This is a genomic window from Actinomadura sp. 9N215 (assembly GCF_044326345.1).
Classification (GTDB): Bacteria; Actinomycetota; Actinomycetes; order Streptosporangiales; family Streptosporangiaceae; genus Spirillospora.
The window spans coordinates 75716-101428 of sequence record NZ_JBIRBA010000032.1; the positions used below are offsets into that span (position 1 = coordinate 75716).

Annotated in this window: 24 protein-coding genes; 13 read left to right on the forward strand and 11 right to left on the reverse strand. The window is 73.2% G+C overall.

The genetic code is table 11. From position 1 onward, the window contains the following. Positions 1-34 precede the first annotated feature (34 nt). Complete coding sequence (locus ACH34T_RS37360) at positions 35-730, reverse strand: hypothetical protein (RefSeq protein ID WP_396025712.1); 696 nt, start codon at positions 728-730, stop codon at positions 35-37. Beyond that, a complete protein-coding gene (gene wecB, locus ACH34T_RS37365; protein ID WP_396025713.1) occupies positions 723-1823 on the reverse strand; it encodes a non-hydrolyzing UDP-N-acetylglucosamine 2-epimerase in 1101 nt (366 codons plus the stop codon). Before wecB ends, ACH34T_RS37360 begins: the two co-directional genes overlap by 8 nt. 24 nt (positions 1824-1847) lie before the next feature. Between wecB and ACH34T_RS37370 the strand changes: the two genes are divergently transcribed. From ACH34T_RS37370 to ACH34T_RS37380, 3 genes are all read left to right on the forward strand, one after another. Further along, positions 1848-3299: a glycosyltransferase family 4 protein gene (locus ACH34T_RS37370; RefSeq protein ID WP_396025714.1), complete on the forward strand. Its 1452-nt coding sequence runs from the start codon at positions 1848-1850 to the stop codon at positions 3297-3299. Between the two features lie 63 nt (positions 3300-3362). Further along, entirely contained in the window at positions 3363-4625 is a 1263-nt protein-coding gene (locus ACH34T_RS37375; protein ID WP_396025715.1) for a nucleotide sugar dehydrogenase, read from the forward strand. Between the two features lie 197 nt (positions 4626-4822). After that, complete coding sequence (locus ACH34T_RS37380) at positions 4823-5986, forward strand: glycosyltransferase family 4 protein (RefSeq protein WP_396025716.1); 1164 nt, start codon at positions 4823-4825, stop codon at positions 5984-5986. 31 nt (positions 5987-6017) lie between these two features. On the opposite strand, the gene ACH34T_RS37385 is transcribed toward ACH34T_RS37380, so the two are convergent. Continuing rightward, complete coding sequence (locus tag ACH34T_RS37385) at positions 6018-8042, reverse strand: PQQ-binding-like beta-propeller repeat protein (protein WP_396025717.1); 2025 nt, start codon at positions 8040-8042, stop codon at positions 6018-6020. Between the two features lie 71 nt (positions 8043-8113). On the opposite strand from ACH34T_RS37385, the gene ACH34T_RS37390 reads away from it, so the two are divergent. The 4 genes from ACH34T_RS37390 (at position 8114) to ACH34T_RS37405 (ending at position 12642) form a co-directional block, all read left to right on the forward strand. Next, positions 8114-8704, forward strand: coding sequence for an HD domain-containing protein (locus tag ACH34T_RS37390; protein ID WP_396025718.1), 591 nt, complete (start codon positions 8114-8116; stop codon positions 8702-8704). 32 nt (positions 8705-8736) lie between these two features. Further along, the gene (locus ACH34T_RS37395; protein ID WP_396025719.1) at positions 8737-9252 is read left to right on the forward strand and encodes an SRPBCC family protein; all 516 of its coding nucleotides are present in this window, start codon (positions 8737-8739) and stop codon (positions 9250-9252) included. A gap of 152 nt (positions 9253-9404) precedes the next feature. Further along, entirely contained in the window at positions 9405-11909 is a 2505-nt protein-coding gene (locus ACH34T_RS37400) for a HelD family protein (protein WP_396025720.1), read from the forward strand. Between the two features lie 94 nt (positions 11910-12003). Further along, positions 12004-12642: a TetR/AcrR family transcriptional regulator gene (locus ACH34T_RS37405; protein WP_396025721.1), complete on the forward strand. Its 639-nt coding sequence runs from the start codon at positions 12004-12006 to the stop codon at positions 12640-12642. Here the strand turns inward: ACH34T_RS37405 and ACH34T_RS37410 are convergent. Genes ACH34T_RS37410 through ACH34T_RS37435 form a run of 6 tightly spaced genes read right to left on the reverse strand, consistent with a single transcriptional unit; the run spans position 12639 to position 17514 of the window. Continuing rightward, the gene (locus ACH34T_RS37410) at positions 12639-13493 is read right to left on the reverse strand and encodes a glycosyltransferase family 2 protein (RefSeq protein WP_396025749.1); all 855 of its coding nucleotides are present in this window, start codon (positions 13491-13493) and stop codon (positions 12639-12641) included. The genes ACH34T_RS37405 and ACH34T_RS37410 overlap by 4 nt on opposite strands. Positions 13494-13516: 23 nt before the next feature. Continuing rightward, the gene (locus ACH34T_RS37415; protein WP_396025722.1) at positions 13517-14398 is read right to left on the reverse strand and encodes a CDP-alcohol phosphatidyltransferase family protein; all 882 of its coding nucleotides are present in this window, start codon (positions 14396-14398) and stop codon (positions 13517-13519) included. After that, positions 14376-15449, reverse strand: a complete 1074-nt coding sequence (locus ACH34T_RS37420) for an iron-containing alcohol dehydrogenase family protein (protein WP_396025723.1) — start codon at positions 15447-15449, stop codon at positions 14376-14378. Before ACH34T_RS37420 ends, ACH34T_RS37415 begins: the two co-directional genes overlap by 23 nt. Before the next feature lie 29 nt (positions 15450-15478). Beyond that, positions 15479-16222, reverse strand: coding sequence for a sugar phosphate nucleotidyltransferase (locus ACH34T_RS37425; RefSeq protein WP_396025724.1), 744 nt, complete (start codon positions 16220-16222; stop codon positions 15479-15481). 15 nt (positions 16223-16237) lie between these two features. Beyond that, on the reverse strand, positions 16238-16879 hold the full coding sequence (locus ACH34T_RS37430) for a DUF5941 domain-containing protein (protein WP_396025725.1): 642 nt from the start codon (positions 16877-16879) through the stop codon (positions 16238-16240). Continuing rightward, positions 16876-17514: a hypothetical protein gene (locus tag ACH34T_RS37435; RefSeq protein ID WP_396025726.1), complete on the reverse strand. Its 639-nt coding sequence runs from the start codon at positions 17512-17514 to the stop codon at positions 16876-16878. Before ACH34T_RS37435 ends, ACH34T_RS37430 begins: the two co-directional genes overlap by 4 nt. 85 nt (positions 17515-17599) lie before the next feature. Between ACH34T_RS37435 and ispD the strand changes: the two genes are divergently transcribed. Both ispD and ACH34T_RS37445 read left to right on the forward strand, forming a co-directional pair. Next, a complete protein-coding gene (gene ispD / locus ACH34T_RS37440; protein WP_396025727.1) occupies positions 17600-18301 on the forward strand; it encodes a 2-C-methyl-D-erythritol 4-phosphate cytidylyltransferase in 702 nt (233 codons plus the stop codon). Continuing rightward, positions 18298-19047, forward strand: a complete 750-nt coding sequence (locus ACH34T_RS37445) for a glycerophosphodiester phosphodiesterase (RefSeq protein WP_396025728.1) — start codon at positions 18298-18300, stop codon at positions 19045-19047. Before ispD ends, ACH34T_RS37445 begins: the two co-directional genes overlap by 4 nt. A gap of 19 nt (positions 19048-19066) precedes the next feature. On the opposite strand, the gene ACH34T_RS37450 is transcribed toward ACH34T_RS37445, so the two are convergent. Further along, entirely contained in the window at positions 19067-19807 is a 741-nt protein-coding gene (locus ACH34T_RS37450; protein WP_396025729.1) for a hypothetical protein, read from the reverse strand. A gap of 103 nt (positions 19808-19910) precedes the next feature. Continuing rightward, complete coding sequence (locus ACH34T_RS37455) at positions 19911-21008, reverse strand: glycosyltransferase family 2 protein (RefSeq protein WP_396025730.1); 1098 nt, start codon at positions 21006-21008, stop codon at positions 19911-19913. 146 nt (positions 21009-21154) lie between these two features. Between ACH34T_RS37455 and ACH34T_RS37460 the strand changes: the two genes are divergently transcribed. The 4 genes from ACH34T_RS37460 to ACH34T_RS37475 all read left to right on the forward strand — a co-directional run bounded on the left by ACH34T_RS37460 (position 21155) and on the right by ACH34T_RS37475 (position 25615). Then, positions 21155-22855: an LCP family protein gene (locus tag ACH34T_RS37460; RefSeq protein WP_396025731.1), complete on the forward strand. Its 1701-nt coding sequence runs from the start codon at positions 21155-21157 to the stop codon at positions 22853-22855. A gap of 42 nt (positions 22856-22897) precedes the next feature. Next, entirely contained in the window at positions 22898-23716 is an 819-nt protein-coding gene (locus ACH34T_RS37465; protein WP_396025732.1) for a thioesterase family protein, read from the forward strand. Between the two features lie 101 nt (positions 23717-23817). Continuing rightward, on the forward strand, positions 23818-24909 hold the full coding sequence (locus tag ACH34T_RS37470; RefSeq protein WP_396025733.1) for a hypothetical protein: 1092 nt from the start codon (positions 23818-23820) through the stop codon (positions 24907-24909). Positions 24910-25039: 130 nt separating this feature from the next. Further along, positions 25040-25615, forward strand: coding sequence for a hypothetical protein (locus tag ACH34T_RS37475; protein WP_396025734.1), 576 nt, complete (start codon positions 25040-25042; stop codon positions 25613-25615). Positions 25616-25713: the final 98 nt, after the last annotated feature.

A 25713-nucleotide genomic window follows, 5' to 3' on the forward strand; every position in this document is an offset into this window, starting at 1 on the left:
TAGACGAGGGCGCGTGGTCGCACAGTGGTTCCTTTCAACGAGCGGGCTCCAGGATCTCGGCGAGCCGGCCGGGGGCGGTGGCGGCGTCCGGGAGCCTGGCGTCCCAGGTCAGGCCGGCCAGCGTGGCGGGCGGCGCCGCGCCGTACAGGACGCGCGGGAGGGAGCGGGCGGCGGCGATCCGGCGGAGCTCGTGCAGCGCGAGGTCCCGGTCGTACATGCCGGGAACGCCCAGGTACGCCCAGGGGCCGCCGGGTTCGCCGGCGGCGGCGTCCACGACGACCGCGTCCACGTCGGCGGACCGCAGGACGGTCGCGGCATCGTGCGGGTAAAGCGGGACGACCTTGGCGTGCGCGGCGAGCAGCTCCGCGGTGCCGGGCCCGAACACCCCGGCGATGATCATCGTGTCGCAGGGGCCGGCGACCAGCAGGTGGTCCTCGGGGCGCTCGACGCGCTCCGGCTGGACGCCGCCGCCTCCGGCGGACGACCCGGACGCCGACACCGGCGCGTGCCGCTTGCGCCACAGCCGGTACAGGTCCTTGGGGAGCCGCCTGCCGCTCTTGGGGTTCCGCGCGGCGCCCGCCACGAGCTTCCCGAACTGGACGGCCGTCGAGCCCTCCAGCCTGGCGAGCCGCTTCTCCAGCTCGGCGATGCGCGCGTCGCGTTCCCGGAGCGTGGCCTTCAGGCGTCCGAGCTGCTCGTACGCCTTGGCCGCCTTGTCGTCGTCAGTCACCCAGGAACTCCATGATCACCTCTGCGATTCGGGGGCCTGCCTGGCCGTCCCACAGCGGCGGGCGCCGGTCGCCGCCCTGCCCGCCCGCCTCCAGGATCTTGCGCACTCCGGGGACCAGCTCCTCGAACGTCACCAGCCGGTTCGTGCCGTGCGTGATGGTGATCGGCCGCTCGGTGTTCGGACGGACGGTCAGGCACGGCACCCCGAGGATCGTCGTCTCCTCCTGGAGCCCCCCGGAGTCGGTGACGACCGCCGCCGCGCCCCGGACGGCCGCGATGAAGTCGATGTAGCCCAGCGGCTCCAGGACGTGCACGCGGTCGTGGTCGTCCAGCCCGGCGGCCAGCAGGTTCGCCCGGCCGCGCGGGTGGACGGGGATGACCAGGTCGGCGAGGTCGGCGATGCCGTGCAGGCGCCGGACGAGCGCCGCCGCCGTCTCGGGGTCGTCCACGTTCGCGGGCCGGTGCATCGTCGCGAGGACGTACCGCTCCGGCAGGCCGTGCGCGGCCCGCACGGCGGCGGTGTCGAACGAGTCGAGGTTCGCCAGCAGCGTGTCGATCATCGGGTTGCCGACGAGGTGCGCCCGCTCCACCGGGACGCCCTCGTTCGCCAGGTGCCCGACCGCCTCCGGGCTCGTGACCAGGCACAGCGCGGACAGCTGGTCGGTGAGGCGGCGGTTGACCTCCTCCGGCATGGACATGTCGAAACTGCGCAGCCCGGCCTCCACATGCGCGACCGGGATGTGCAGCTTGGCCGCGACCAGTGCGGCGGCGATCGTCGAGTTCACGTCGCCGTACACGATGACGAGCGCGGGTGAACGGCTCGTGAACTCCTTCTCCAGCCCGATCATGAGCGCGGCGGTCTGCGCGGCGTGCCCGCCGGAGCCGACGCCGAGGTTGACGTCGGGCTCGGGCAGGCCCAGCTCGTCGAAGAAGATCTCCGACATCCGGGCGTCGTAGTGCTGGCCGGTGTGGACCACCGCCTGCTCGGCCCCGGCGGCCCGCAGCGCGCCGATCACCGGCGCGGCCTTGACGAAGTTCGGCCGCGCCCCGAGGACGTGCACGATGGGTCCCAACACAATTTCCCTTCTGTTCATCGGGGTTGCCTACGCTCGCCCGCCGTGCCCCTGAAAAAGCCCGTCTACCTGCTCGGACTCGCCTGGCGGCAGCTCCGCGACGATCCCGGCCGCGCGGCCAGGCTCGCCGTCCGGCTGCTCGCCAGGACGCCCGCCGGCGCCCGGCTGCGGCGTTCCCCGATCATCGTCCCGAAACCGCGGGACGTGCGGCGCGAGACGTCCGACCTGCGCCGCCTGCTCGCCCACGAGCCGTCCTCCCGTCCGCGCGCGGACCGTCCGCCCGAGATCGAGAAGGGTAAGGGTAAGGGCGTTCTGAAGTTCGTGACGAACGCGCTGCCGTGCACGAACGCGGGCTACACCGTCCGGACGCACCGGCTCGCGCTCGCCCAGCGGGAGATGGGGTTCGACACGCACGTCGTGACGCGGCTCGGGTACCCGCTCAGCCAGGGCATCGGCGACGCGCGGACGCGGGTGGACGTCGACGGCGTCCCGTACCACCGGCTGCTGCCGTGGCTGCCGTCCGCCGACCCGCTGCGGGCCGTCGAGAAGGGCGCCGACCTGGCCGGACGTCTCGTCAAGGAGCTGCGGCCCGCCGTCCTGCACGCGGTGAGCAACCATCTGAACGCGGCCGTCGCGCTGGAGGCGGGCCGCCGGCACGGGCTGCCGGTCGTATACGAGGTGCGCGGCTTCCTTGAGGACTCCTGGCTGTCGCGCGACCCGTCGCACAGCGAGACGGACGACTTCTACCGGCTGACGCGCGAGCTGGAGACCCGCCGGATGTCCGAGGCGGACGCGGTCGTGACGCTCGGCGAGGCGATGCGGGCGGAGATCGCGTCCCGGGGCGTCCCCGCGGAGAAGATCTTCACGGTCCCGAACGGGGTGGACGAGGCGTTCCTGCGCCCGCTCCCCGACCCCGGCGACCTGCGCGAACGGCTCGGCGTCCGGGACGGCGACACGGTCGTCGGGCTCACGTCGTCGTTCTACGGCTACGAGGGCATCGACACGCTGATCGACGCGGCCGCGCTGCTCCGCGACCGGGCGGTGCCCGTCACGCTGCTGCTGGTCGGCGACGGGCCCGAACGCGGGGCGCTCGAACGGCGCGCGGCGGAGCAGGGCGTTCACGCCGTGTTCACCGGCCGGGTCCCGATGGAATCCGTTCGCCAATACCACGCAATCCTCGATGTGTTCGCGGTTCCGCGCCGTGCGGACCGTGTCTGCCAGCTGGTGACGCCTCTGAAGCCGATCGAGGCGATGGCCGGGGGAATCCCCGTCATTGCCAGTGATGTCAGGGCACTTCGCGAAATCGTGGAATCGGGGGTGACGGGCGAGTTAACAGTTCCGGAAGACCCGGAAGCATGGGCGAATTGCCTGGAAGACCTGGCTTACAGTCCCGAAAGAAGGCAAAAAATTGGGCGTTCGGGCCGGGAATGGGTCCGTGCGGAACGCACCTGGCGAGCCGTCGCGGACGGATACCGGGCCGCATACGCCGTCACCTGAGGCGCACGCCGCCGGCTAGGTGGGCGTGCGCCATCACATAGATGCTGGAAGGGAGCCACCGGCGTGGATCTGGTGGTCATCGGACTCGGCTACGTGGGACTGCCGCTCGTGCGGGAGGCCTGCCGGGCCGGCCTGCGGGTCGCCGGTCTCGACCGCGACGCGCGCGTGGTCGCCGGGCTCAAGGCCGGGCTGTCGCACATCGACGACGTATCGCCGGCCGAGGTGGAGGCGATGCTGGAGGCCGGGTTCGTCCCGAGCCTCCAGGAGGACGTCCTGGACGGCGCCCGCACCGTGGTCATCTGCGTGCCGACCCCGCTGTCGCCCGAGGGCGGCCCCGACCTCACCGCGGTGCGCGGCGCGGCGGAGACGGTCGCCCGGCACCTGGAGCCGGGGACGCTGGTGGTGCTGGAGTCGACCACCTACCCGGGCACGACGGAGGAGGTCGTCCGGCCGATCCTGGAGACGTCCGGGCTGGTCGCGGGCGAGGAGTTCCATCTGGCGTTCTCGCCGGAGCGGATCGACCCGGGCAACCCGGTGTACGGGGTCCGCAACACGCCGAAGATCGTCGGCGGGATGAGCCCGGCGTGCGCGTCGGCGGCGTCGGCGTTCTACGGCAAGTTCGTCGAGCAGGTCGTGCAGGCCAAGGGCACCCGCGAGGCGGAGATGGCCAAGCTGCTGGAGAACACCTACCGGCACGTGAACATCGCGCTGGTCAACGAGATGGCGGTGTTCTGCAACGAGCTCGGCATCGACCTGTGGGACGCGATCGACTGCGCCGCCACGAAGCCGTTCGGGTTCCAGGCGTTCCGGCCGGGCCCGGGCGTCGGCGGGCACTGCATCCCGATCGACCCGAACTACCTGTCGTACAAGGTCCGCTCGCTGGGCTACCCGTTCCGGTTCGTGGAGCTGGCCCAGGAGATCAACGACCGGATGCCGCGGTACGTCGCGGAACGCGCGCAGCTGCTGCTCAACCGGGAGGGACGCGCGCTGAACGGCTCCAAGGTGCTGCTCCTCGGCGTGACCTACAAGGCCGACATCGCCGACCAGCGCGAGTCGCCTGCGCGTCCGGTGGCGCGGCGGCTGGCCCGGCTCGGCGCCGACCTGTCGTTCCACGACCCGTACGTCGAGGCCTGGGACGTCGACGGGACGGCGATCCCGTCCGCCGGGGACGACCTGCGCGCGGCGCTGGAGGCGGCCGATCTGGCGATCGTCCTGGCCGACCACGCCGCCTACGACGCGGCGACGCTGACGCGGCACGCGCGCCTGCTGTTCGACACGCGCGGCCGGACGCGGAACGCCCCGGCGGAGACCGTGGAACTGCTCTGAGCGCGCGGCCCGGCGCGCATGGCCTCGGCCCCGGCGCGCATGACCCCGGCCCGTGGAACGGGGCCCTTAGCACGTGGGAAGGACTAGCCCGGCATCGTCCACGCCATGGACAGCGGGAATTCATCGGCAATTTCCATCGACGCCCAAGACTCGGCCCCATAGGCCATGATTTCGGCGCGCCAGCGGAGTGAGTGATAATGCGGGTCTGTGTTTGCACGGTCGTGCACCATCCCGAGGACGCGCGCATTCTGCACCGGCAGATACGCGCGCTCCTCGACGCCGGCCATGAAGTCACATATATCGCTCCATTCCGGGCATGCAATGCGACCCCGTGGCGGGAGATCAGCCCGGTCGACGTCCCGCGCGCCACCGGACGGCGCCGCATCCGCGCCCTGCGCGCCGCCCACCGGGCCCTCACCGAGCACGCCGCGTACGCCGACGTGATCCTGCTGCACGACCCCGAACTGCTCGTGTCGCTCCCCCGCGACGTGCGCCGCCGCACCGTGGTGTGGGACGTCCACGAGGACACCGCCGCCGCGCTCAGCGCCAAGGGATGGGTGCCGGGCCCGGCGCGTCCCGTGCTGCGGCCCGCCGTCCGGCACCTGGAGCGGCGCAGCGAGCGGCGGCACCGCCTGCTGCTCGCCGAGGACGGCTACCGGGATCGGTTCCGCGAGGAGCATCCCGTCGTCCCCAACACCACCTACGTCTCCGACCGGCAGCCCCCGGCGCCGGACGGCCGCCGCGCCGTCTACGTCGGGCAGCTCTCCCGGGCGCGCGGCGCGCTCGACATGATCGAGATGGCGCGTCCGCTGGCCGCCGAGGGCGTGCTGGTCGAGCTGATCGGCGCGGCGGACGCCGACGTCCGCGACCCGCTGCGGGCCGCGCAGCGCGAGGGGATCCTGCGCTGGTACGGGTTCGTCCCGAACGACCGGGCGCTGCGCATCGCCGAGGGCGCGATGGCCGGGCTGGCGCTGCTGCACGACGAGCCGAACTACCGGCACTCGATGCCGACCAAGGTCGTGGAGTACATGGCCCGCGGCGTCCCGGTGATCACCACGCCGAACCCGCCGGCCGTGGACATCGTGGAGCCCGCCGACTGCGGGCTCGTCGTCCCGTTCGGCGACCCGGAGGCCGCGGCGAAGGCCGTGCTGCGGCTCCGCGACGACCCGGACCTGCGCACCGGCCTCGGCGAACGCGGCTACCTGGCCGCCCGCGCGCGGTACCACTGGCCGGTCCACGCCGAACGCTTCGTCGCCCAGCTGGAGGCGTGGGCGGGCCGCTCGCCCGCCCCGCTCCCCGAGCCCGAGCCGGAACCCGAGCAGGAGCCGGAACCCGGGCCCGAGCCCGTCCCCGAATACTGATCCCGCAACGCCGCCGGACGACGGTCCCGCCTCAGGACGGGTGGTTCAGCCGGTACGCGACGGACCGGGCGAGCCGCGCCGCCGCCCCCGCCGGACGGTCGGCCTCCACCACCACGACGTACCGGGAGACGCGCAACGCGATCATTCCGGCGGTCGGGCCGATCTCGTACGCCTCGTCGGCGCGGATGTCGCGCCGCCGCCTGGCCTGGGCCTGCGTGGCCTGCAGCGCGTCCAGCATCCGCGAGGCGGCCTGGTCGGTCTCGGCGACCCACCGGACGCTGACGCTGATGCTGCCCACGGCCGTGTCGGACCCGCCGTCCACCAGGCCGGGCGTGCCGGACGCGCGCGGCGTCCCGGACGTCCTGGACGCGCTCGGCGACGGGGACGCCGGCACGGCGGAACCCGGCGATCCGGTCGGCCGGGGTGACGCCGTGCCGGGATCGGGCGGGTTCCTCCGCTTGTCCTCCGGATCCTTCGGCTCGGCCTCGTCCTCGGGCGGCTCGTACGTGCAGGACACCGGGCGCGGGAGCCGCACCGTCCCGGCGTTCCCGCGAACGGGCTCGGCGGCGTGGCCCGACATGTGTGCCGCGGCCAGGTCGGCCTTCTCCAGCAGGGAGCAGGCGTCCGGCCAGTCGGCCGCGGGGACGCCGCCAAGCTCCGCCGGTCCGGCGCCGGTGGACCCGCCGCGGAGCGCGACCAGCCGCGCGGCGCCGTCCGGACGCGGCGCGGCCTCCGGGACGGCCGCGTACAGCAGCCCGCCCGCCGCCGCCAGCCAAGGACGCGCGCCCGGCAGGTCGGTGTTCAGCGAGAACGGCGCGGGCGCGGTCGTGGTGCGCCCGTCGCCGGGCTCGACGATGTCGACGCCCGCGGGCAGCAGCCGCTCCGACAGCCGGGACCGCAGCGCGAACACGCGCCCGCCCGCCTGCGCGAGCGCCGCGTACGCGGGCACATCCCGCTCCCACTCGACCTTCCCGGACGAGACCCGCCGCGCCTGCATGCGCGTCACCCCGCGCCTCTCCCCCTCCGGGTGATAGACGATCATGAGGCGGCCCGATCTCAGGACGCCAGGGCACATGGCGTCGCCGCACACGTCGCCGCCCTTCCACACGCCGAACTGCTCGCCGCCGTCGCCGAACGCCCGCAGCGCCGTCCCGTCGGACGCGAGCGTCACGCCGTCCAGCATCGACACCTCGGGCGACTCGCGTGACCCGAGCCGCCGGTTCCAGCGGACGGTCCCGTTCCCCGGCTCGACCGCGAGGAGCCGGCTGTGGCGGTCGCCGCCCGCGCAGTCGAGGGCCAGCGCCGCGAGCGTCTCCCGGCCGTCCGACGGACGCGCGCCGCCCTCGAACAGCCGGCAGCCGCGCGGCAGCGGCAGCCGCCACACCCGGTTGCCCGACACGGCCGAGACGCCGAACAGCGTCCGGCGGTGCTCGTCCGTGGTGAGCAGCACGTCGGACCCGGCGGGCCAGCGCAGCGTCGTCCGCGACACCGCGGCCGGACGCTCGCCCTCCCGCCGCCACAGCAGCCCGCCCGACAGCGCGTCGAACGCGACGAGGAGCCGGGCGGTGCGGTCGCCGTCCCGCTGGAAGTGGGCGACCAGCCTGGCCCGCGTGGACGCCCAGCCAAGCAGCGTCCATCCGGAGCGGCGGTAGCTCCAGCGGGCCTCGCCGGTCCGCGCGTCGAGGACTTCGAGCCCGCGCCCGGACGCCGTCACGACCTGGCCCTGCGCGACCGCGTAGGCGACGCCGTCGTGCCCGGCGACGGATCCGTGGTGCGTCTGCGTCGTCCGCTCCCAGCTCACGGTGAGCGGGCCGGGCGGCGGCCCCGTCTCGCTCTGCGGCGTGACCGGCTCGGCGGTCACGGTGTGCCGGACCTGCCACCATTCCGCGCCCAGCACGTACCGGTCGACGAGGACGGCGCACAGGGCGATGGCCACCGCGCCGGAGACCAGGCCGAGAGCGACGCGGACACCGCCCACGGACTCCGGCCGTCCACCGGGCCGCTGCCGGCTCGCGACCACGACCGCGCCGCCTCCTTCCGCGTACTGTGCCTGCAAGACCTGTGCCTGAGATACGACAACCCACCATGCCCTGTGGCGGGCGTCGGCGCGACTGAACGGAGCGGAACGTGGAGGTCTTCACCCGCTGGCGAACCTGGGACGAGGCCCGGGACGCCCTCTCCGGCGGCGAGATCGACGTGGACGGTCTCGCCCGCGCCGCCGACGCCGCGCGACGCTGGCACGGCGACCAGCTCCGCCCGACCGGCGCCCCGTACGTCGAGCACCTGCTGGAGGCTCTGGAGGTGCTGGTCGGTGGGCCCGGCGTGACCGATCTCGACATCCTGTCGGCCGCGCTGCTGCACGACGTGGTCGAGGACACTTCCGCCACCCTCGCGGACGTGGAGGCCGAGTTCGGGCCGGTGGTGACGGAGCTGGTCGACTGGGTCACCAAGCCGCCGTCCGCCGGTTCAGGCCGTCAGGCGAAGCGCTCCGCGAAGGCCGCCTACCTGCGCCGTCTCGGCGAGGCGCCGCGGGAGGCGGTGCTGGTGAAGCTCGCCGACCGGGCCAGCAACGTCCAGACGCTCGACCGGATGCCGCCCGACTTCCAGCGCCGCTACTACGCCGAGACGCTCACGTACATCGTCCCGCTCGCCGAGTCCGAGCCCTGGTTCAAGGACTGGTACGCGTCCTGGCGCCGGCACTTCGCGCACCTGATGTGACCGGACGGTCATCAAGTGGGAGAATCCCCGCCATGGAACGGGAATGGGTCGTCGAGGAGAGCCTGAGCATCGAAGCGGACTCCCGGACCGTGTACGCGGCCGTCGCCGATCCGCGCCGGATGCGCCAGTGGAGCCCCGAGCTGTTCGCCACCTGGATCCGCGGCCGGCGGATCGCGCCCGGCACGAGGTTCGTCGGCTTCAACCGGATCGGCTGGCGCGTGTGGTTCACCACCTGCCAGGTGACGGTCGCGGTGCCGGGCGAGGCGTTCGCGTTCCGCGTATCGACCTTCGGGATGCCGGTCGCGCTGTGGGGCTACCGCATCGAGGACATCGCGGACGACCCGTCCGCCCCCCGGACGCGGCTCACCGAGTACTGGGAGGACCTGCGGCGCGACAACCGGAGCGCCGCCGCCGTCTCGCTGATCGGCAAGGTCTTCACCGGCGTCCCCGCCGAGGACCGCGCCGCCGTGAACCGCGCGAGCATGCGCGCCACTCTCGCGCGCATCCGGACGGCCGCCGAGAGGACCCGGTCGCCGTCCGGCGCGTAGGGCCTGGTCGCCGTCGCGCCTGAGGCCTGGGCGCCGTCCGGCACTTCGATCATCGCGATCGGACCGCGACGAAGACCGAATAGGCTGTCTCTTTCGCCCCTTCGGGGCGCCGGGGACGTCCCGGCGTGGCCTACGTGCGAGGAGCTGCGTGCATGTCGTCACCAGGCACCGGGTTGTCGACCGGTTCCGGCGGCACGGTGAAGGATCGGGAGATCGCCGCCGAGCAGCGTTATGTCGATCTGGCCTACGCGCGGCTGGAGGAGATGCGCGCGGACGCCCAGGCGATGATCCGCGAGGGCTACCGGCAGTCGCTCGCGGGCACCAAGGGGTCGCTCGTCGACCGGGACGCGATGGTCCACCAGGCGGCGCTGCGCGCGCAGGCGCTGGACGTCGCCGACGACGGCCTGGTGTTCGGACGGCTCGACCTCGCCAACGGCGAGCAGGCCACCGGCGAGGAGGGCTCGGGAGAGGTCCGGTACGTCGGACGCGTCGGCGTCCGGACCAGCGAGCACGACTCCCTGGTGATCGACTGGCGGGCCCCCGCCGCCGAGGACTTCTACCGCGCCACCCCCGAGGACCCGCGCGGCGTCGTCCGGCGGCGCGTCCTGCACTCGCGCGGGCACACGGTCGTCGACCTGGAGGACGACCTGCTCGACCCGGACGCCGCGGACGGCATGACCGTCGTCGGCGACGGCGCGTTCCTCGCCTCGCTCGCCCGCACCCGCGAGGGCGCGATGCGCGACATCGTCGCGACGATCCAGCGCGAGCAGGACGAGGTGATCCGCGCGCCCGCCGACGGGACGGTCCTGGTCCGCGGCGCGCCTGGCACCGGCAAGACGGCGGTCGCGCTGCACCGCGTCGCGTATCTGCTGTTCCGGCACCGCCGCCGGTTCGGCTCGCGGGGCGTGCTGGTCATCGGGCCGAACCGCCGGTTCACCGCGTACATCGAGCGGGTGCTGCCGTCGCTCGGCGAGGGCTCGGCGACGCTGCGCTCGCTCGGCGACCTGGTGGACGGCGTGACCGCGACCGTCCACGACCCGCCGCGCCTCGCCCGGCTCAAGGGCGCCGACGAGATGGCGTCCGTGCTGCGCCGCGCCGTGACCGACCACGCGCCCGGCGCCCCGGACGAGCTGCGCGTGGTGTTCAAGGGCGTCGTCGTGGCGCTCGACCGGCCCCGGCTCGACCGGATCAGGCACGAGGTCCACCGCCGCAGCCGCGGCACCGTCAACGCCGCCCGGGGCCGCGCCGTAGAGCTGCTCCTGGACGCCCTCTGGGACCGTTTCACCGACGTCGGCGGCCCCGAAGCGGCCGAGTCGGCGGAGGGCGCGGAAGCGGGCCTGTGGAACGCCATCCTGGCGGCGGACGGCCTCGCCTCGCTCGACGAGGAGCCCGCGCCCGGACGCGAGAACGGCGACTCCGCCAAGCCGGGCGACCCGAAGCGCACCCAGTTCGAGGCGCGCGTCCGGGAGCAGCGCGCGTTCACCGACTTCCTCGTCGCGTGGTGGCCGATCCGCCGCCCGCTGGACGTGCTGCGCTCGCTCGGCGACCCGTCCCGGCTGCGCCGGGCCGCCGGACGCGAGCTCGACCGCGCCGACCTGGACGCCCTCGCCGCGTCCTGGAACGGCGAGAACGCGCCGCTCAGCTACCAGGACGTCGCGCTGCTCGACGAGCTCGACGCGCTGCTCGGCTCGCCGCCGCGCCCGTCCCGCCGCAGGCCCGCGCCCGCCGACGACGACCCGTTCGTCGTCGACGGCGTCAACATCCTGACCGGCGAGGACGTCGTGGACGACGCGTGGGAGCCGGAGATGCAGGAGCTGACCACGTCCATCGAGCGGCTGGAGCGGTCGCGGCGCGTCGACGACGGCGTCGTCGAGGAGCGCCCCGAGTACGCGCACATCGTCGTGGACGAGGCGCAGGACCTCTCCCCCATGCAGTGGCGGATGCTCGGCCGCCGCGGCCGCCAGGCCAGCTGGACCATCGTCGAGGATCCGGCCCAGAGCGCCTGGGAAGAGCTGGACGCCGCCCGCCAGGCCATGGAGATCGCGCTCGGCGGGGAGCGGCCCGCGTCCAGGTCCCGGGGGCGCCGCAGGCCGCCGCGCAGGCCCGCGCCCGCTCCCGTCCGCAAGCGCCACGAGTACGAGCTCACCACGAACTACCGCAACTCCACCGAGATCGCCGCCGTGTCCGCGCGGGTGCTGGCCGTCGCGCTGCCGGAGGCCCGCCCGGCCCGCGCGGTCCGCACGTCCGGGATCGAGCCGGTGGCGCGGGTCGTCCCGGAACCCGGCCTGCCCGCCGCCGCGCGAGAGGCGGCGGAGGAACTGCTCGACCAGGTCGAGGGCACGATCGGCGTGATCGTCCCGCTCGCCCTGGACGAGTCCGCCGGCCAGCCGACCCTGTTCGACGAGCCCGCCGCCACCTGGACGGCCGCCGACCGGAACCGGCTCGCCGAGGGGCTGCCGGAACGCGTCCAGGTCCTGGACGTCCTGGAGGCCAAGGGCCTGGAGTTCGACGCGGCGGTGATCGTCGCGCCGGAGACGGTGGCCGCGCAGTCCCCGCGCGGGCTGCGCGTCCTGTACGTGGCCGTGTCCCGCGCGACGCAGCGGCTGACCGTCCTCACCGCCGACCCCGAATGGCGCGACACGCTGTTCAAAGACTGAGCGGCCCCGTCGGGTCGTCCGGTCGGGCGTGAAAAACGCCCTTCCGCGCGGGTTAGGCTGACGCTGGCCCAATCGCACGGGTGGACGGAGATCGATGAGCGGTCGGAATCCCGCGCCCAGGCGGAGTTACGGCGGCCGTTCGGCCGAGGAGCGCCGCGCCGAACGGCGGGAGCGCCTGCTTGCGGCCGGGCTCGAACTGTTCGGCACGCGCGGCTACGCCGCCACGTCCATCGAGCGGCTCTGCGCGACCGCGAGCGTGTCCACCCGCAACTTCTACGAGGAGTTCTCCGGACGCGAGGAACTGCTCACCGCCCTGCACCGCACCATCAACGAGCGCGCGTCGCAGGCGCTCGCCACCGGGTTCGCCGACGCCGCCGGCGCCGACCTCGCGACCCGGGTGGAGCGCGCGGTCCGCGCGTTCGTCACCGTCACCGCCAGCGACCCCCGCTGGGCGCGGATCGCGTTCGTCGAGGTCATCGGCGTGAGCGCCGGGCTCGAGCGGCACCGGCTGAGCTGGCGCGGCCAGTGGGAGGACGCGCTGCTCGCGATGACCCGCGACGCCGTCCGGCGCGGCGAGGCCGTCGACCGCGACTACCGCCTCACCATGATCGCCATCATCGGCGCGATCAACAACCTCGTCCACCACTGGTCCGCCCGCGACCAGGACATCCCGCTCGACGACATCACCGCGGAGCTGACCCGGCTGATCCTCGCCGCCGTCACCCGCCCCTAGATCACCGGCGGGCGGCCGGTGCGGGTCATGCGCCAGGCGGTGCGGTACGTGATCGGACGCCGAGGACCCGCCGCCTTGCGCCAGCCCTCCGAGAAGCCCTTGAACCACGGTCTGAGAGCGCTCGGCTTGCGTTCGCGGACGACGGTCATGCCGACCCACACGGCGAGGTAGATGAGGGCGAGGGGCCACGGAAGGTTGCGGCGCGCCAGCCAGACGCGGTTGCGGGCGTTGTAGCGGTAGAACATGTCGTGCCGCGTCGGCAGCACGGCCGGATGGAACATGACCGCGGACGCGTCGTAGACGATGCGGTACCCGGCGTTGAGGATCTGCCAGGCGAGGTCGGTCTCCTCGTGCGCGTAGAAGAAGTCCTCGGGGAGGCCGCCGCCGGCGTCGAACGCGGTGCGGCGGATGGCGCAGGCGCCGCCGAGGAACGTCGTGACGGCGGAGGAACGTTCCGGGTCACCGGCGCGCAGCCGCGGCACGTGACGGCGTTCGCCGCGCCCGCCCTCCGGGTCGCGGACGCGGAACGAGACGACGCCCAGGTCGGGCTCGGCGGAGAACCGGTCGCGCAGATACGTGCCGAGACGGGAGGAGCGGTACCAGCCGTCGTCGTCCAGGAAGAGGACCACGTCGCCGTTGGACGCCTCCACACCCCGGTTGCGCCCCGCGGGGATGCCGACGTTTTTCGGGAGGGCGAGGGCCTTGACGCGCTCGTCGTCGAACGGCGCGGCGTCCCCGCGGTCGCCGACGGGATCGACGCCGTTGCCGACGAGGACGACCTCGACGTCCACGTGCTCCTGCTCCAGGGCGCTGCGGACGGCGCGGGCCAGCTCGTCCGGACGGTTCCCCATGGTCAGCACGACGACGGAGAGTTTCACTTCAGCCTCCGCGACGCCAGGATGCTGACCAGGTGCAGCAGCGTCTGCACGACGGCGACCGCCGCGACAGCGCCCATGAGAACGCGCACCGCGACCGGCCCGTCGGCGCCGAAGACGGCGTCGACCACGGCCGCGGCCAGGATCAGCAGCGACAGCTCGACCGCCCCGATGATCCGGTGGAAGCGCAGCATGGACGCCGCCTGCCGGGCGAGCGCGATGCCGGTCGAACGGGGCCGCAGCGCCCGGTCGCCCCCGGACGGATCGGCGGGCAGCCCCGACTTGGCCCGCGCGACGACGACGTTGTCGGTCTCCGCCTTGATCAGCGCGGCGCCGAGCGCGGCGACGAGGCCGAGCTCGGCCCAGCCGCCGTTCTCCCAGCCGCCCTGCGCCATGAAGCCGAGCCCGATGAGCAGCGACACCTCGGACAGGTAGTGGCCGATGCGGTCGAGGAACACACCCGCCACCGACGTCCGCCTCAGGTAGCGGGCGACCTCGCCGTCCACGCAGTCGAGCAGCAGGTACACCTGGATGAGGACGGCGCCGCCGGCGGCCGTCCACAGCGGCGACGCGGGCAGCGACACCACGACGCCCGCGACGACGCCGCTGAGCATCATCAGGTAGGTGAGCTGGTTGGGGCTGAGCCCGAGGCGCAGCGCGATCCACGCGAAGTACGGGGACAGGTCGCGCATGTAGAGGCGGCCGGCCCAGTGCTCCTCGTTGCGCCGGTCCTTCAGGCCCGGCGGCTGCCCGTACCGGCGGATGTCGGCGACCGATGCGCCCCTGCGATCCGGGCGGCGGTCGTCGCCCGGGGGTTCGTCCCCCGGAGGTTCGGGGGCGCGGCTTCGTCCGGGGATCTCAGCCTCCGTGGGCCTGGACATACTCTTCCACCGCCTTGAGGGTCGCGCCCGTGTCGAGACCGAGATATTCCAAGATCGTATAGCGGCCGGGACGGGTCTGCGGGGCGTATCCGACGGCCTCGGCGAACTGCTCGACCGACAGCCCGACGTCGGCGGGGAACCGCGGCAGGCCGTGCCGTCCGAGGCACGCGAGGATCTCGGCCAGCCGGTCCTCGCCGGAGCCGAGGTGGGTGGCGCGCAGGTGGTAGCAGAACGCGGCGCCGATCCCGGCCAGCTCGCCGTGGTTGGCGGTGCCGGGGAAGAGCTGGTCGATGGCGTGCAGGATCTCGTGGTCGCCGCCGCTCGCCGGACGGGAGTCGCCCGCGAACGCCATCGCCATCCCCGACAGGACGAGGCTCTCCGCGAGGACGGTCAGGAACCGGTCCGACTCGATCGAGGCCGGCTGGTGCAGCAGCGCCTCCGCGGCCGTGCGCGCCACGGTGAGCGCCATCCGGTCGACGCGCTCGCCGCATTCTTCGGCGGCGAGCAGCCAGTCGTCCACGGCGGAGAAGTTGCTCACCACGTCGCCGATCCCGGCGCGGACGAGCCGGGGCGGCGCCGCGTGCACGTAGTCGAGGTCGACGATCATCGCCAGCGGCATCACCACGCCGAACGAGCCCTTGCCCTTGTCGTGGACGAGCGACGCGACCGGTGAGCAGATCCCGTCGTGGGACAGGTTCGTCGCGACCGACACCATCGGGATGCCGGACAGCGTCGCCGCGTACTTGGTGGCGTCGATCGTCCGGCCGCCGCCGATCCCGACGACGGCCTCGTACGACCCGGCGCGCAGCCTGGCCCCGAGGCCGACGGCGGCGTCGACGCTGCCGTCCTCGACCCGGAACACCTCGCAGGCCGACAGGGAGGGACGGACGTCCTCGGCGATCTGGTCGCCCTGGCCGGGGCCGACCGCGATCGCGACGCGTCCCTCGGTGACGATCCGCCGGTCGGCGAGCAACTCGCCGAGGCCCGCGACGGCGCCGCGCCGCACGTCGATGGACAGCGGCGCGTTCAGCATCCGCGTCAGCAGGGGCATGGGCCTCCTCGCTCGGTCGCGCTTTGCGGTCAGTAGCCCTTGGCGATCCGGCGGGCCTTCTCCAGGTCGTCGTGGTCGTCGACCTCGACCCACTCGACGTCGCCGATCGGGGCGACGCCGATGCGCCCGCCCCGGTTCACGTGCTCCTGGTAGCCGTCCTCGTAGTACAGGTCGGGGTTCCGCTCCCAGGTGGCCTTGAGCGCGTCGGCGAGCGGGCCGGCGGCGGGAGGCTCGATGAGGGTGGCGCCGATGTACTCGCCGTCGGCGGTGGACGGGTCCATCAGCTTGGTGATGGACCGCAGGTCGCCCGCGCCGTCGAGGACGACCTTCATCTCCTCGTCAGCGAGAGTTTTCACATCGTCCACGGCGAGGAGGATGTCCGGTCCGCGGTTCGCCAATAGTGTCTTTTCGACGCTCACCGGATGGACAGTGTCCCCGTTCACCATGAGGACGCCCTTGGAGAAGTGATCCCGAGCCAGCCACATGGAGTAGGCGTTGTTCCACTCCTCGGCCTTGTCGTTGTGGACCAGCGTGATGGACACGCCGTACCGCTCCTCTAGCCAGGCCTTGCGCGTCTCGACCGCCTCCGCGCGGTAGCCGACGACGATGACGACGTCGGTCAGCCCGACCTCGGCGAAGTTGCCGAGCGCGATGTCGAGGACGGTCGTCGCGCCGTCATCGGTCTCGGTCACGGGGACGAGGGCCTTGGGGAGGGTGTCGGTGTACGGCCGCAGCCTCCGGCCCGCGCCCGCCGCCAGCACCATGCCGATCATGCTTTCCCTCTCTCTTCATTGTGGGGGCCGACCCCCACGCCCCCCGACAACCGCTCCCGAGGAGTCGACGAGCACACCACGGCGGCCGCCGCGGCGCGTTCGCGTGAGGACGCTCTCGCTGCCGAACAACACGCCAAGGTAGGCGGCCAGCGCCGCGTACGCGAACGGGAGGAACCCGGACAGGCCCGCGAGGGCCACGAGCAGCACCCGGCCCTCCCAGCCCAGCCCGGCCAGGACGACCCACTCCTGCGGCCACGCCCCCCGGCGGACACGGCACATGGTGTCGTAGTGGTGGAGCGCGAGCACCGCGATCAGCACGTGGACGAGCGGTGCCGAAATCGCCTGCGCGAACCCCAACACGGCCAGGTAACCATACTCGATCCCGCGGAGGATGGGCGGTGCGAGCCAGTCGAGCCGTCCGCTGTGCGGATGCGCGGACGACGGTCCGGTCAGCAGCAGGACGACGACCGGGGCGTACAGCGCCGGGGCCGGTCCCCCGTGCGCCCGCAGAGGCAGCAGTACGGCCGTCGCGGCCGCGGCGAGGACGGCGGCGGGCAGCGGCGGGAGCCGTCCGGCGGCCATCCGGCCGAGGGCGCGGGACGCCGGGCCGTCGTCCCGGTAGGCCCACAGCGTCCTCGTGGTCAGGGAGGGCCTCATCGCGCGAGGGACCTCGCGACGCGTCCGGCCAGGGCGACGGCGACGGCGGCCGATCCCCACGCGAGGAGCGCGGCGAACGTCAGGCGGGCGCCGGCGACAGCGGCGGTGCCCGCGATCAGCACGTAGCGTGCGCCGGGCGGCAGGCCCAGGACGTCCCCGGCCCATCGCGGCACGGTACGGCGCGGCCTTGGGCGGCGGGCGGGCCGGGTCGCGGCGTACGACGCGTCCATCATGTCCCGGACGGACAGCAGCGCCACCGCGCCCGCCGCCGCCCACCACAGGTTCACCCCGGACGCGGCGGCGCCGGACGCCCCGACCACCAGCCCCGTGTAGACCGCGAACTCCCCGGCGCGGTCGAGGACGCCGTCCGGCCGGAAGGCGCCGAGGACGAGCGAGGCGCACAGCAGCAGCGCCCCGGCGATCAGACCGCCGCGGGCGCCGTCCGAGAACCAGACCCCGGCGAGCACCGCGAAGGCCAGGGAGATCGCCGATACGGTGTCGGGCGTGAGGCCGTCGTCCACGGCGTCGACCGCCTCTCGGTCTGGCCGGATGTTCGCGCGGTAGTCCGGGACGTGGGGGCTGGAGGACGGTACGTTGGGCGTGACCGGGCGGCCGCGCGGGGACGCCTGAAGCATCGGGCCTCCGGGCGGTCGTACGGATAAGGGCAGGTGCACAGCGTAGTGGTCCGATGACCGGGTGTCGTGGAAAATCGAGGGAGCGATGGCGACGCGGACGGTTGCGGTGGTGCTCGCGGGCGGTGTCGGCGCGCGCATGGGCGCCGGACGTCCCAAACAGCTCATGGAGGTCGGCGGGCGGCCGATCCTGGCGCGCGCGGTCGGCGCGTTCGACGCGCACCCCCGCGTCGGCGAGGTGGTGGTCGTGATGGCGGCCGGGCATCTGCGGGCGGCCGCCGCGATCGCCGCGCCGTTCCCGAAGGCGGCGGCCGTGATCGAGGGCGGCGACACGCGCACCGCGTCGACGCTCGCGGCGCTGCGCGTGCTGGACGACCGTCCCGACGACGCGCGGGTGCTGTTCCACGACGCGGCCCGCCCGTTCGTGGACGCCCCGGTCATCGACCGCGTCCTGGACGCGCTGGACGGCGACGACGCCGTCGCGGTGGGCGTGCCAGCGTCCGACACGATGGTGGTGGTCGAGGACGGCCGTGTCGTGTCCATGCCGCCGCGCGAGACGATGATCCGGTTCCAGACGCCGCAGGGGTTCCGGCTCGGCACGATCCGCAAGGCGTACGAGCTCGCGCTGGCCGACCCGGAGCTGCGCGCCACCGACGACTGCGGGATCGTGCACCGCTACCTGCCGGACGTCCCGGTCCGGGTCGTCGCGGGCAGCGAGCGCAACCTCAAGGTCACCCAGCCGCTCGACGCCGTCGTCGCCGAGCATCTCGCCACCGAGGACGTCACTTGATCTTCGAGCACGCCCCGACGGTCATCGGCCACCGCGGCTTCGGGTCGGGCGACCTCACGCCGCCCGGCGCGGAGGTGCCGGTCGCCGAGAACACGCTGCCGTCGATGCTCGCCGCCGTCGAAGCGGGTCTGTCGTGGATCGAGATCGACGTGACGCGCACGGCCGACGACGACCTCGTCCTGCGGCACGACCCGACGACCTCTGACGGCGACTACGTGGTGGACCTTCCGGCCACGGCGAGCGGCCTGCCCCGCCTCACGGACGTCTTCGACGCGCTGCCCCCGGACGTCGCCGTCGACGTGGACGTCAAGACCGTCCTGGAGGACGCCGTGGACGCCCCGTCCCGCCGTACGGGGGCGCTGCTGCTGCCGGTGCTGAAGCGGGAGGCGGAGCGGCGCAGGCTGCTCGTCACGTCGTTCGACCCGGCGCTGCTGGCGTTCCTGCGGGACGGGCTGCCCGGCGTCCCGCTCGGGCTGCTGACGTGGCTGCGGTTCCCGCTGTGGCACGCCGTCCCGGCCGCGGCGGGTCTCGGGCTGGACGCCGTCGGCGTGCACACCGGGTCGTGCGGCATCGACCATCCGGACACGCGGCTGCGCCCGCTGGAGCACTGCGTGGACGTCGCGCACAAGGCGGGCCTGGAGACCGTCGTGTGGTGCCCGTCCGCCGAGAAGGCGCCGGACTACGCGGCCGCCGGGTTCGACGCGATGGTCGTCAACGACGTCCCCGGCGTGCTCGCGGCGCTCTGAGGCGGCAACGCGCTGAGCGTCAGCGGTTGCCGCCGTACATGCGCGTCCATTCGCCCGGCTCGTCGTCGTCCGACCTGCTCCCGGAGGACGGCTTGGGCCGCTCGGACGGGGGCGGCGCGGGCGGCAGCGGAGGCGGGTTGGACGCGGCGGGCGCCTGTCCGTACTGGGGCGTGCCCTGCCAGGGCGGCGGGCTCTGCCCAGGGGACGGCGGCGCCTGGTGCGCCTGGTGCGGCTGGTGCGCTCCCATCGGCGGCGGAGGCGGAGCGCCGTGCATGGCGGGCGGACCCATCGGCGCGGGCGGCGGCGGCGCGCCGTAACGCGGCCCGGCCCCCACACCCGTCCGCGCCTGCCAGCGAGACGGCGCGATGGACGCCACCACGAGCGCGATGCCGAGCACCAGGAAAACACCGAAGGGTGCGAGCGTCAGGTATCCGTAGCGCAGGTCCCTGGGGAGGACGTCGCGTCCGGCGTGCTCGAAGCTCCAGCGCGGCGCCAGTATCCAGAGGGCGCCAACGAACGCGTAGACGACGCCGGGGACCAGCGACGCCAGCGGCGACACCCGCGACCCCGCCGCCAGGCCGATGAGCACGGCCGCGATCAGCATCACGCCTGCGCCGACCCACCGGTCGCTGCCGTCGAATCGGAAGGTCCGCGCGAACTGGCCAAGCTTCGTCGTCCCGTACATCAGGCAGGCGGCGATGATCGGCGTCACGACAAGGCCGATCACCACACCCAGCCCATGGCGCGCTCCGTTGGACATGGCCACCCTCCAAACCGGGTCGGCGGCGAGATCCCGCCAAACGTAACCCTGAGACGTGCGGGAAGGCACCCGGGTTCGGAGGACGTTTTGCGTTTCTTGCCCGCTACTGCACGCTCTCGCCTGGTTTGACCGGAGCCGGCTGGCCGAGCCTCGGCGGGCTCGTCAGGAAGCCGACACCCCAGGTCACGTGCATGGTGGCGTACACCAGCGGCAGCCGCACCCAGGCCGACAGCGGCAGCCCGCGTCCCTCCACCGCCGCGCCCGCGATCATCGCGGCCGCGTACCCGCCGGGCACGATCCAACCTGGCCAGAACCCGAACGCGCCGGCGACCGCGCCGGCCGCCATCGCCACCACGGCGATCGGCGGCGCGAGGTAGCGGAAGTTCAGGGTGCCCTGGTGCTCGCGCCCGACGACGCGCCGCCAGCGGCCCGTGTGGAAGTACTGCTTGGCGAGGGCCCGCAGGTTGGGACGCGGACGGTACGTCACCCGCATCCGCGGCGTGAAGAACACCCGGCCGCCGGTCTGCCGGATGCGGTGGTTCATCTCCCAGTCCTGCGCGCGGGTGAACGTCTCGTCGTAGCCGCCGACGCGGTCGAGGGCGCTGCGGCGGAACGTCCCCAGGTACACGGTCTCCACGTCGCCGGCCTCGCCGCCGGTGTGGAAGCGGGCGTTGCCGACGCCGAGCTTGGACGTCATCGCCCGCGCCACGGCCTTCTCGAACGGGGTGACGCCCTCGGCCGCCATGATCCCGCCGACGTTGTCGGCGCCGGTCTCCTCCATCGTCTCGACGGCGGCGCGGACGTAGTCCGCCGGCAGCAGCGAGTGCCCGTCCACCCGGACGATGATCGAGTACTGCGAGGCCTTGATCGCGATGTTGAGGCCCTGCGGGGTGCGTCCGGTCGGGTTGGCGACCACCAGGACACGCGGGTCCTCGGCGGCGAGCGAGCGGGCGATCTCCTCGGTCCGGTCGCGGGACGGCCCGATCGCGAGGACGAGTTCGAGCTCGCCCGGATAGTCCTGGGTCAGGATGCCGCGGACGGCGTCGGTCAGATGCCGCTGCTCGTTGAGGACCGGCATCACGATCGACACCGCCGGCCAGGTGCGTTCACCGGAGTCGGAGCGGGGCTTCACGGCGTGCTGCGTTTCCTGCCTCGTGGTTTCCTGCTTCGTGGCGCTCTGGGCGTGGGGAGACGGATTCATGTGGGCTCGCGGGGCGCGGTGTGGTCAAAGACGGCGCCACGTTACTGCACGGACACGAGGTCCAGGTAGCGAACAGACGGGTGTCCCCCACTTTAGAGTGGTGGGGAATCGCGTCAGAACGACGTCCTCGGGAGGCGGCGGCCGGCATGGCAGACGGGAACGACTCGGGTCGCGGCGCCGGCGACGAGCCGGACGCCGATCCGCTGGAGCGCTATTTCCGGCCGCGTCCGGGCGCACCGGGCGTGCCGGGGGCGGCGGGCTCCGCGGCGGGCCCCGCGCCGGGGGCGGACGGCGACATCGAGGGCGTGACCATCGAGGGCATGCCCGCGCCGCGCGTCTCGGTGGAGAGCCCGCGCGGGCCGCGCCGTCCCGGCCGGGGGCTGAGCCCGCGGGCGGCGATGAGCGCGCGGCGGCAGAAGCGGTTCCTGACGCTGACCGGGACGATGTCGGTGGTCGTCCTGCTGACCTCGGGCGGCGCGTGGGCGTTTCAGAACTACGTCACCGGCATGATCGACAAGATCTCGGTCGACGGGCTCGGCAAGGGCAAGGACGCGCCGAAGGGCGCGATGACGATCCTGGTCGCCGGGGTCGACCGCCGCGACGGGCTGACGAGGGAGCAGCAGAAGGCGGCCAAGCTCGGGCACCAGCCGGGCGAGCGGTCCGACACGATGATGCTGGTGCACGTGTCCCGCGACCACGACAGCGTGTCGATCGTGAACCTGCCGCGCGACTCGTACGTGACGATCCCGGCGCACAAGTCGAACGGGTCTGAGGGGGCGAAGGGGGCGCGGATCCCGTCCCGTCCGGGCAAGCTGACCTGGGCGTACCAGTTCGGCGGGCCCGACCTCACGGTCAGCACCGTCAAGCGCGCGACGGGCGTGTCCATCGACCACTACGTCGAGGTGAACTTCTTCGGGTTCGTGCACATGGTGGACGCGCTCGGCGGCGTGGACGTGTGCACCGAGCAGGCGATCAACGACCCGAAGAGCGGACTGAGGCTGCCCGCCGGAAAGTCGCACGTGGACGGCCTGCAGGCCCTCTCGTTCGCCCGCGCCCGCTACACCCTCGCCGACGGCAGCGACCTCGGCCGCATCGACCGGCAGCAGCAGTTCATGGCGTCGATGATGAAGCAGGCGCTGTCGACGAAGACGCTCGGCGACCCGGTCAAGTCGACGAAGTTCCTGAAGGCGTCGCTGAAGTCGCTGCGCGTCGACTCGGAGCTGGCCGACAACCTGCCGAAGCTCGCCGAGCAGATGAAGGACCTGTCGACCGACAAGCTGACGTTCGCGAAGATCCCGCTCGCGAACCCCGGGTACAACGCCGTCCTGTGGAACTCGCCGCAGCCGCAGTCGACCGTCCAGTGGGACGAGGGCAAGGCGCGCGACCTGTTCACCAAGATCCGGCGGGACCATCCGCTGGACGAGAAGACCAAGAAGCCGACCGCGACGCCCACGCAGAAGCCCGAAGACCGGCTGACGGTGCCGCCGGACGACATCTCCGTCCGCGTCCTGAACGCGATCGGCACGCCGGGACTGGCGACGAAGGCGGGCGGGCAACTGCGCGACCTCGGCTTCCGCACCACGGTCGTGCCCGGCGTGGCGCGCCGCGGGCTGCAGACGACGCAGATCCAGTACGGCCCGGAGGGCGCGGAGTCCGCGAAGACCCTGGCCGCCGCGATCCCGGACGCCAAGCTGAGGCAGGTCGCCGGGCTCGGGTCGAGGGTGCAGGTCATGGTCGGCGCGAACTGGGACGGCGTGCGGAAGGTCGAGGCCGGCGGCGCGTCGCCGAGCCCGTCCCCGGCCAAGGGCATCGACACCGACACCGCCACCCAGAAACTCTGCGGCTGACCCTGATCTAGAATAATGTTCTAGACACGGAGGGAGCCCCCCATGAGCGACGTGCCCGGCGCAACGGTGCCAGCCGAGACGTTCTACGAGCCGCTCGGCGGCGGACGGTTCGCCAGCACCCCCGCCACGGCGGGGCCGTGGTCGGCCGGCCTCCAGCACGGCGGTCCGGTGGCGGGCCTGATGGGCCGGGCGTTCGAGCGGCACGAACCCGTCCCGGGGACGCGGGTCGCGCGGGTGACGATCGAGATCCTCAGCCCCGTCCCGGTCGCGGAACTGGACGTCGCGGTCCGCGTCGTCCGGCCCGGCAGGCGCGTCACGTACCTCGAAGGCGAACTCGTGCACGAGGGACGGCCCGTCGTCCGCGCGAACGCCTGGCGGATCATGGGGGCGCCGGCTCAGCTGGAGCCCGTCGTCCACGCGCCCGCCCCGCCGCCGCGTCCCGAGAGCACTCCGCTGTTCGGGGAGTGGGGGGACCTGCACGTCCGCGGGTACCTCTCGGCGATGGAATGGCGTCCCGTCCGCGGCTCCTTCGGCGAGCCGGGGCCCGGCACGGTGTGGGCGCGGTCCCGGATCCCGCTGGTCGCCGGCGAGTCCGACACGCCGCTGGTGCGCGCCCTGACGCTGGCCGACAGCGCGTCCGGCGTCGGCAGCGAGGTCGACCTCGGCAAGTGGCTGATCATCAACACGGACATGACGGTGGCGCTGCACCGCGACCCCGTTGGCGAGTGGCTGTGCATGGACGCGTCCCTCGACGCGAGCCCCGGCGGCAGCGCCCTGTGCACCGCGACGATCGCCGATGGGTCGGGCGAATTCGGCCGTGTTCTGCAGACCCTTCTCGTGGACGAGCGTCCGCCCGCGTAGAAACCCGCGGCGACACGCCGCATCGCTCCGTGTTCTTGATCGAACACTGTGGGTAACAATCGACAGTGACAGAGAGTAGTCACTCGTCAGGAGCTCACAGTATGTCGACAAGGAAACTCGGCCTGCTCACGACGACCGCCGCACTCGCGTTCACCGCCTCCATCGGCACCGCGAGCGCCGCCCTCGCCGCACCACCGCCGTCTCCACCGGACGCGAACAGCGCGTCCAACGCCGACCCCGCACCAGATGCGGAAGCAGCACCAGACGCCGAAACACAACCCAACGACCAGACACCGCCAGACGCCCAGACGCCACCGGAAGGCCAGACGCCGCCGGAGGCCCAGCCACAGCCGGAAGGCCAGACACAGCCGGAGGGCCAGCTCCCACCGGACACCCAGACGCCGCCAGAGGCGCAGGACCAGCCGGACGCCCAGAACCAGCCCGGCGCCCAAGACCAGCCGGAAGCGCAGAACCAGCCCGAGGCTCAAAACCAGCCCGAGGCACAGAACCAGCCCGAAGCGCAGAACCAGCCGGAAGCGCAGAACCAGCCGGAAGCGCAGGACCAGCCCGGCGCCCAAGACCAGCCCGAGGCACAGAACCAGCCCGAGGCTCAAAACCAGCCGGAAGCGCAGGACCAGCCCGGCGCCCAGGGCCAGCCCGAGGCTCAGAACCAGCCTGAGGCTCAGAACCAGCCCGAGGCGCAGGACCAGCCCGGAGCGCAGGACCAGCCCGAGGCGCAGGACCAGCCGGAAGCGCAGCAGCAGCCCGGCGCGCAGAACCAGCCTGAGGCTCAGGAGCAGCCCGGCGCGCAGGAGCAGCCGGACGCGCAGGCGGCGCCGAAGACGGAGGAGGTCGCCGCGCCGGACAAGCCGGCGGCCAAGCCCGCGGCGAAGCCGGCCGGGAAGTCGGACGCCAAGGACGGCACCGATCTCGGCGCCTGTATGGACGCGGACTGCGAAGTCGAGGTCCGTGGCAGCCAGGAGATCCCGCTCGACAAGAAGTTCGGCGTCGATCCGATCGGCGTCAAGGTCGACGGAAGCAAGGTGACCTTCACCGTCAAGAAGGGCGCCTCGCAGATGAAGACGACCACCGACGCGACGCAGCCGTACTCGACCGCGTCGTACAACGGCCTCACGCTGAGCCCGCGCATGGGGAAGGACGGCAGCGTCATCGTCGCCGTCTCCCACGCCTGACCGAGGTTCCGGGGGACGGGCGCGACACCGTCCGTCCCCCGGAACAACAACCCCCCGCATGGCTTCGGGACCCCTCCCGGGTGCTCCTCACTAGAGTCGGCAGCCCGACCTGAAGGAGCGTCAACCGGCCATGCCGAACCGGACCATTTCGGGATCTCGCCGACGGGCCGCCGTCTCCATCGCGCTCACCGCGCTGGCCGCCGCGGGCTGCGGAGCCTCAGATGACGGCGCCCGCCCCGAGCAGAGCGAGTCCAGCCCGGCGCCGACCAACCCGGCGGTCACCGCGAGCCCCGCCGCCACCGCGGCGGACGGCACGAATGTCTCGGCATGCGGCGACGGAAACTGCGAAATCCTGGTGTCCGGCACCGTCGCCATCGATCCGCGCCGTCATGGCGGGCTCAAGAAGCTGTCGCTGACGGAATATCATTCGTCCGAACTCACTTTCAAAGCGGAATCGCGCGAGGGAACCAGTACCGGGAATCTCATGCAGGGCTGCACCGTGCTGCTCACCAAGTTCGGCGAGAGCCGCCACTGCTCGGTGGCGGAGGGCGGCTCGCCGCTGCCTCCGGCGCCGGCGCCGAAGCAGACGGGGGTGATCGCGATGCAGATCGTGGGCCCGGCGCAGGACGGCGTCGTGCTGCGGCTCGTGTCGGGCAAGGTCGGTCCGCCGCCGGCATCGCTCGCTCCCCCGGACCTGCCCGGGTAAGGCCCGGGGGAACCGGGGCTCCTCGTTCGGCTCCGTCCGCGGAGCGCGGCTCCGTCCGTGAACGGACCCTGCCAGTACACTGCCGCGGTCGGTGCACG

Bases quoted from the DNA above. Each gene is read 5' to 3' on its own strand.
- wecB (WP_396025713.1), bottom strand. From the start codon at position 1,823: ATGAACAGAAGGGAAATTGTGTTGGGACCCATCGTGCACGTCCTCGGG.
- ACH34T_RS37380 (WP_396025716.1), top strand. From the start codon at position 4,823: ATGCGGGTCTGTGTTTGCACGGTCGTGCACCATCCCGAGGACGCGCGC.
- ACH34T_RS37395 (WP_396025719.1), top strand. From the start codon at position 8,737: ATGGAACGGGAATGGGTCGTCGAGGAGAGCCTGAGCATCGAAGCGGAC.
- ACH34T_RS37400 (WP_396025720.1), top strand. From the start codon at position 9,405: ATGTCGTCACCAGGCACCGGGTTGTCGACCGGTTCCGGCGGCACGGTG.
- ACH34T_RS37405 (WP_396025721.1), top strand. From the start codon at position 12,004: ATGAGCGGTCGGAATCCCGCGCCCAGGCGGAGTTACGGCGGCCGTTCG.
- ACH34T_RS37410 (WP_396025749.1), bottom strand. From the start codon at position 13,493: ATGGGGAACCGTCCGGACGAGCTGGCCCGCGCCGTCCGCAGCGCCCTG.
- ACH34T_RS37415 (WP_396025722.1), bottom strand. From the start codon at position 14,398: ATGTCCAGGCCCACGGAGGCTGAGATCCCCGGACGAAGCCGCGCCCCC.
- ACH34T_RS37420 (WP_396025723.1), bottom strand. From the start codon at position 15,449: ATGCCCCTGCTGACGCGGATGCTGAACGCGCCGCTGTCCATCGACGTG.
- ACH34T_RS37425 (WP_396025724.1), bottom strand. From the start codon at position 16,222: ATGATCGGCATGGTGCTGGCGGCGGGCGCGGGCCGGAGGCTGCGGCCG.
- ACH34T_RS37430 (WP_396025725.1), bottom strand. From the start codon at position 16,879: ATGAGGCCCTCCCTGACCACGAGGACGCTGTGGGCCTACCGGGACGAC.
- ACH34T_RS37435 (WP_396025726.1), bottom strand. From the start codon at position 17,514: ATGCTTCAGGCGTCCCCGCGCGGCCGCCCGGTCACGCCCAACGTACCG.
- ispD (WP_396025727.1), top strand. From the start codon at position 17,600: ATGGCGACGCGGACGGTTGCGGTGGTGCTCGCGGGCGGTGTCGGCGCG.
- ACH34T_RS37450 (WP_396025729.1), bottom strand. From the start codon at position 19,807: ATGTCCAACGGAGCGCGCCATGGGCTGGGTGTGGTGATCGGCCTTGTC.
- ACH34T_RS37455 (WP_396025730.1), bottom strand. From the start codon at position 21,008: ATGAATCCGTCTCCCCACGCCCAGAGCGCCACGAAGCAGGAAACCACG.
- ACH34T_RS37460 (WP_396025731.1), top strand. From the start codon at position 21,155: ATGGCAGACGGGAACGACTCGGGTCGCGGCGCCGGCGACGAGCCGGAC.
- ACH34T_RS37465 (WP_396025732.1), top strand. From the start codon at position 22,898: ATGAGCGACGTGCCCGGCGCAACGGTGCCAGCCGAGACGTTCTACGAG.
- ACH34T_RS37470 (WP_396025733.1), top strand. From the start codon at position 23,818: ATGTCGACAAGGAAACTCGGCCTGCTCACGACGACCGCCGCACTCGCG.
- ACH34T_RS37475 (WP_396025734.1), top strand. From the start codon at position 25,040: ATGCCGAACCGGACCATTTCGGGATCTCGCCGACGGGCCGCCGTCTCC.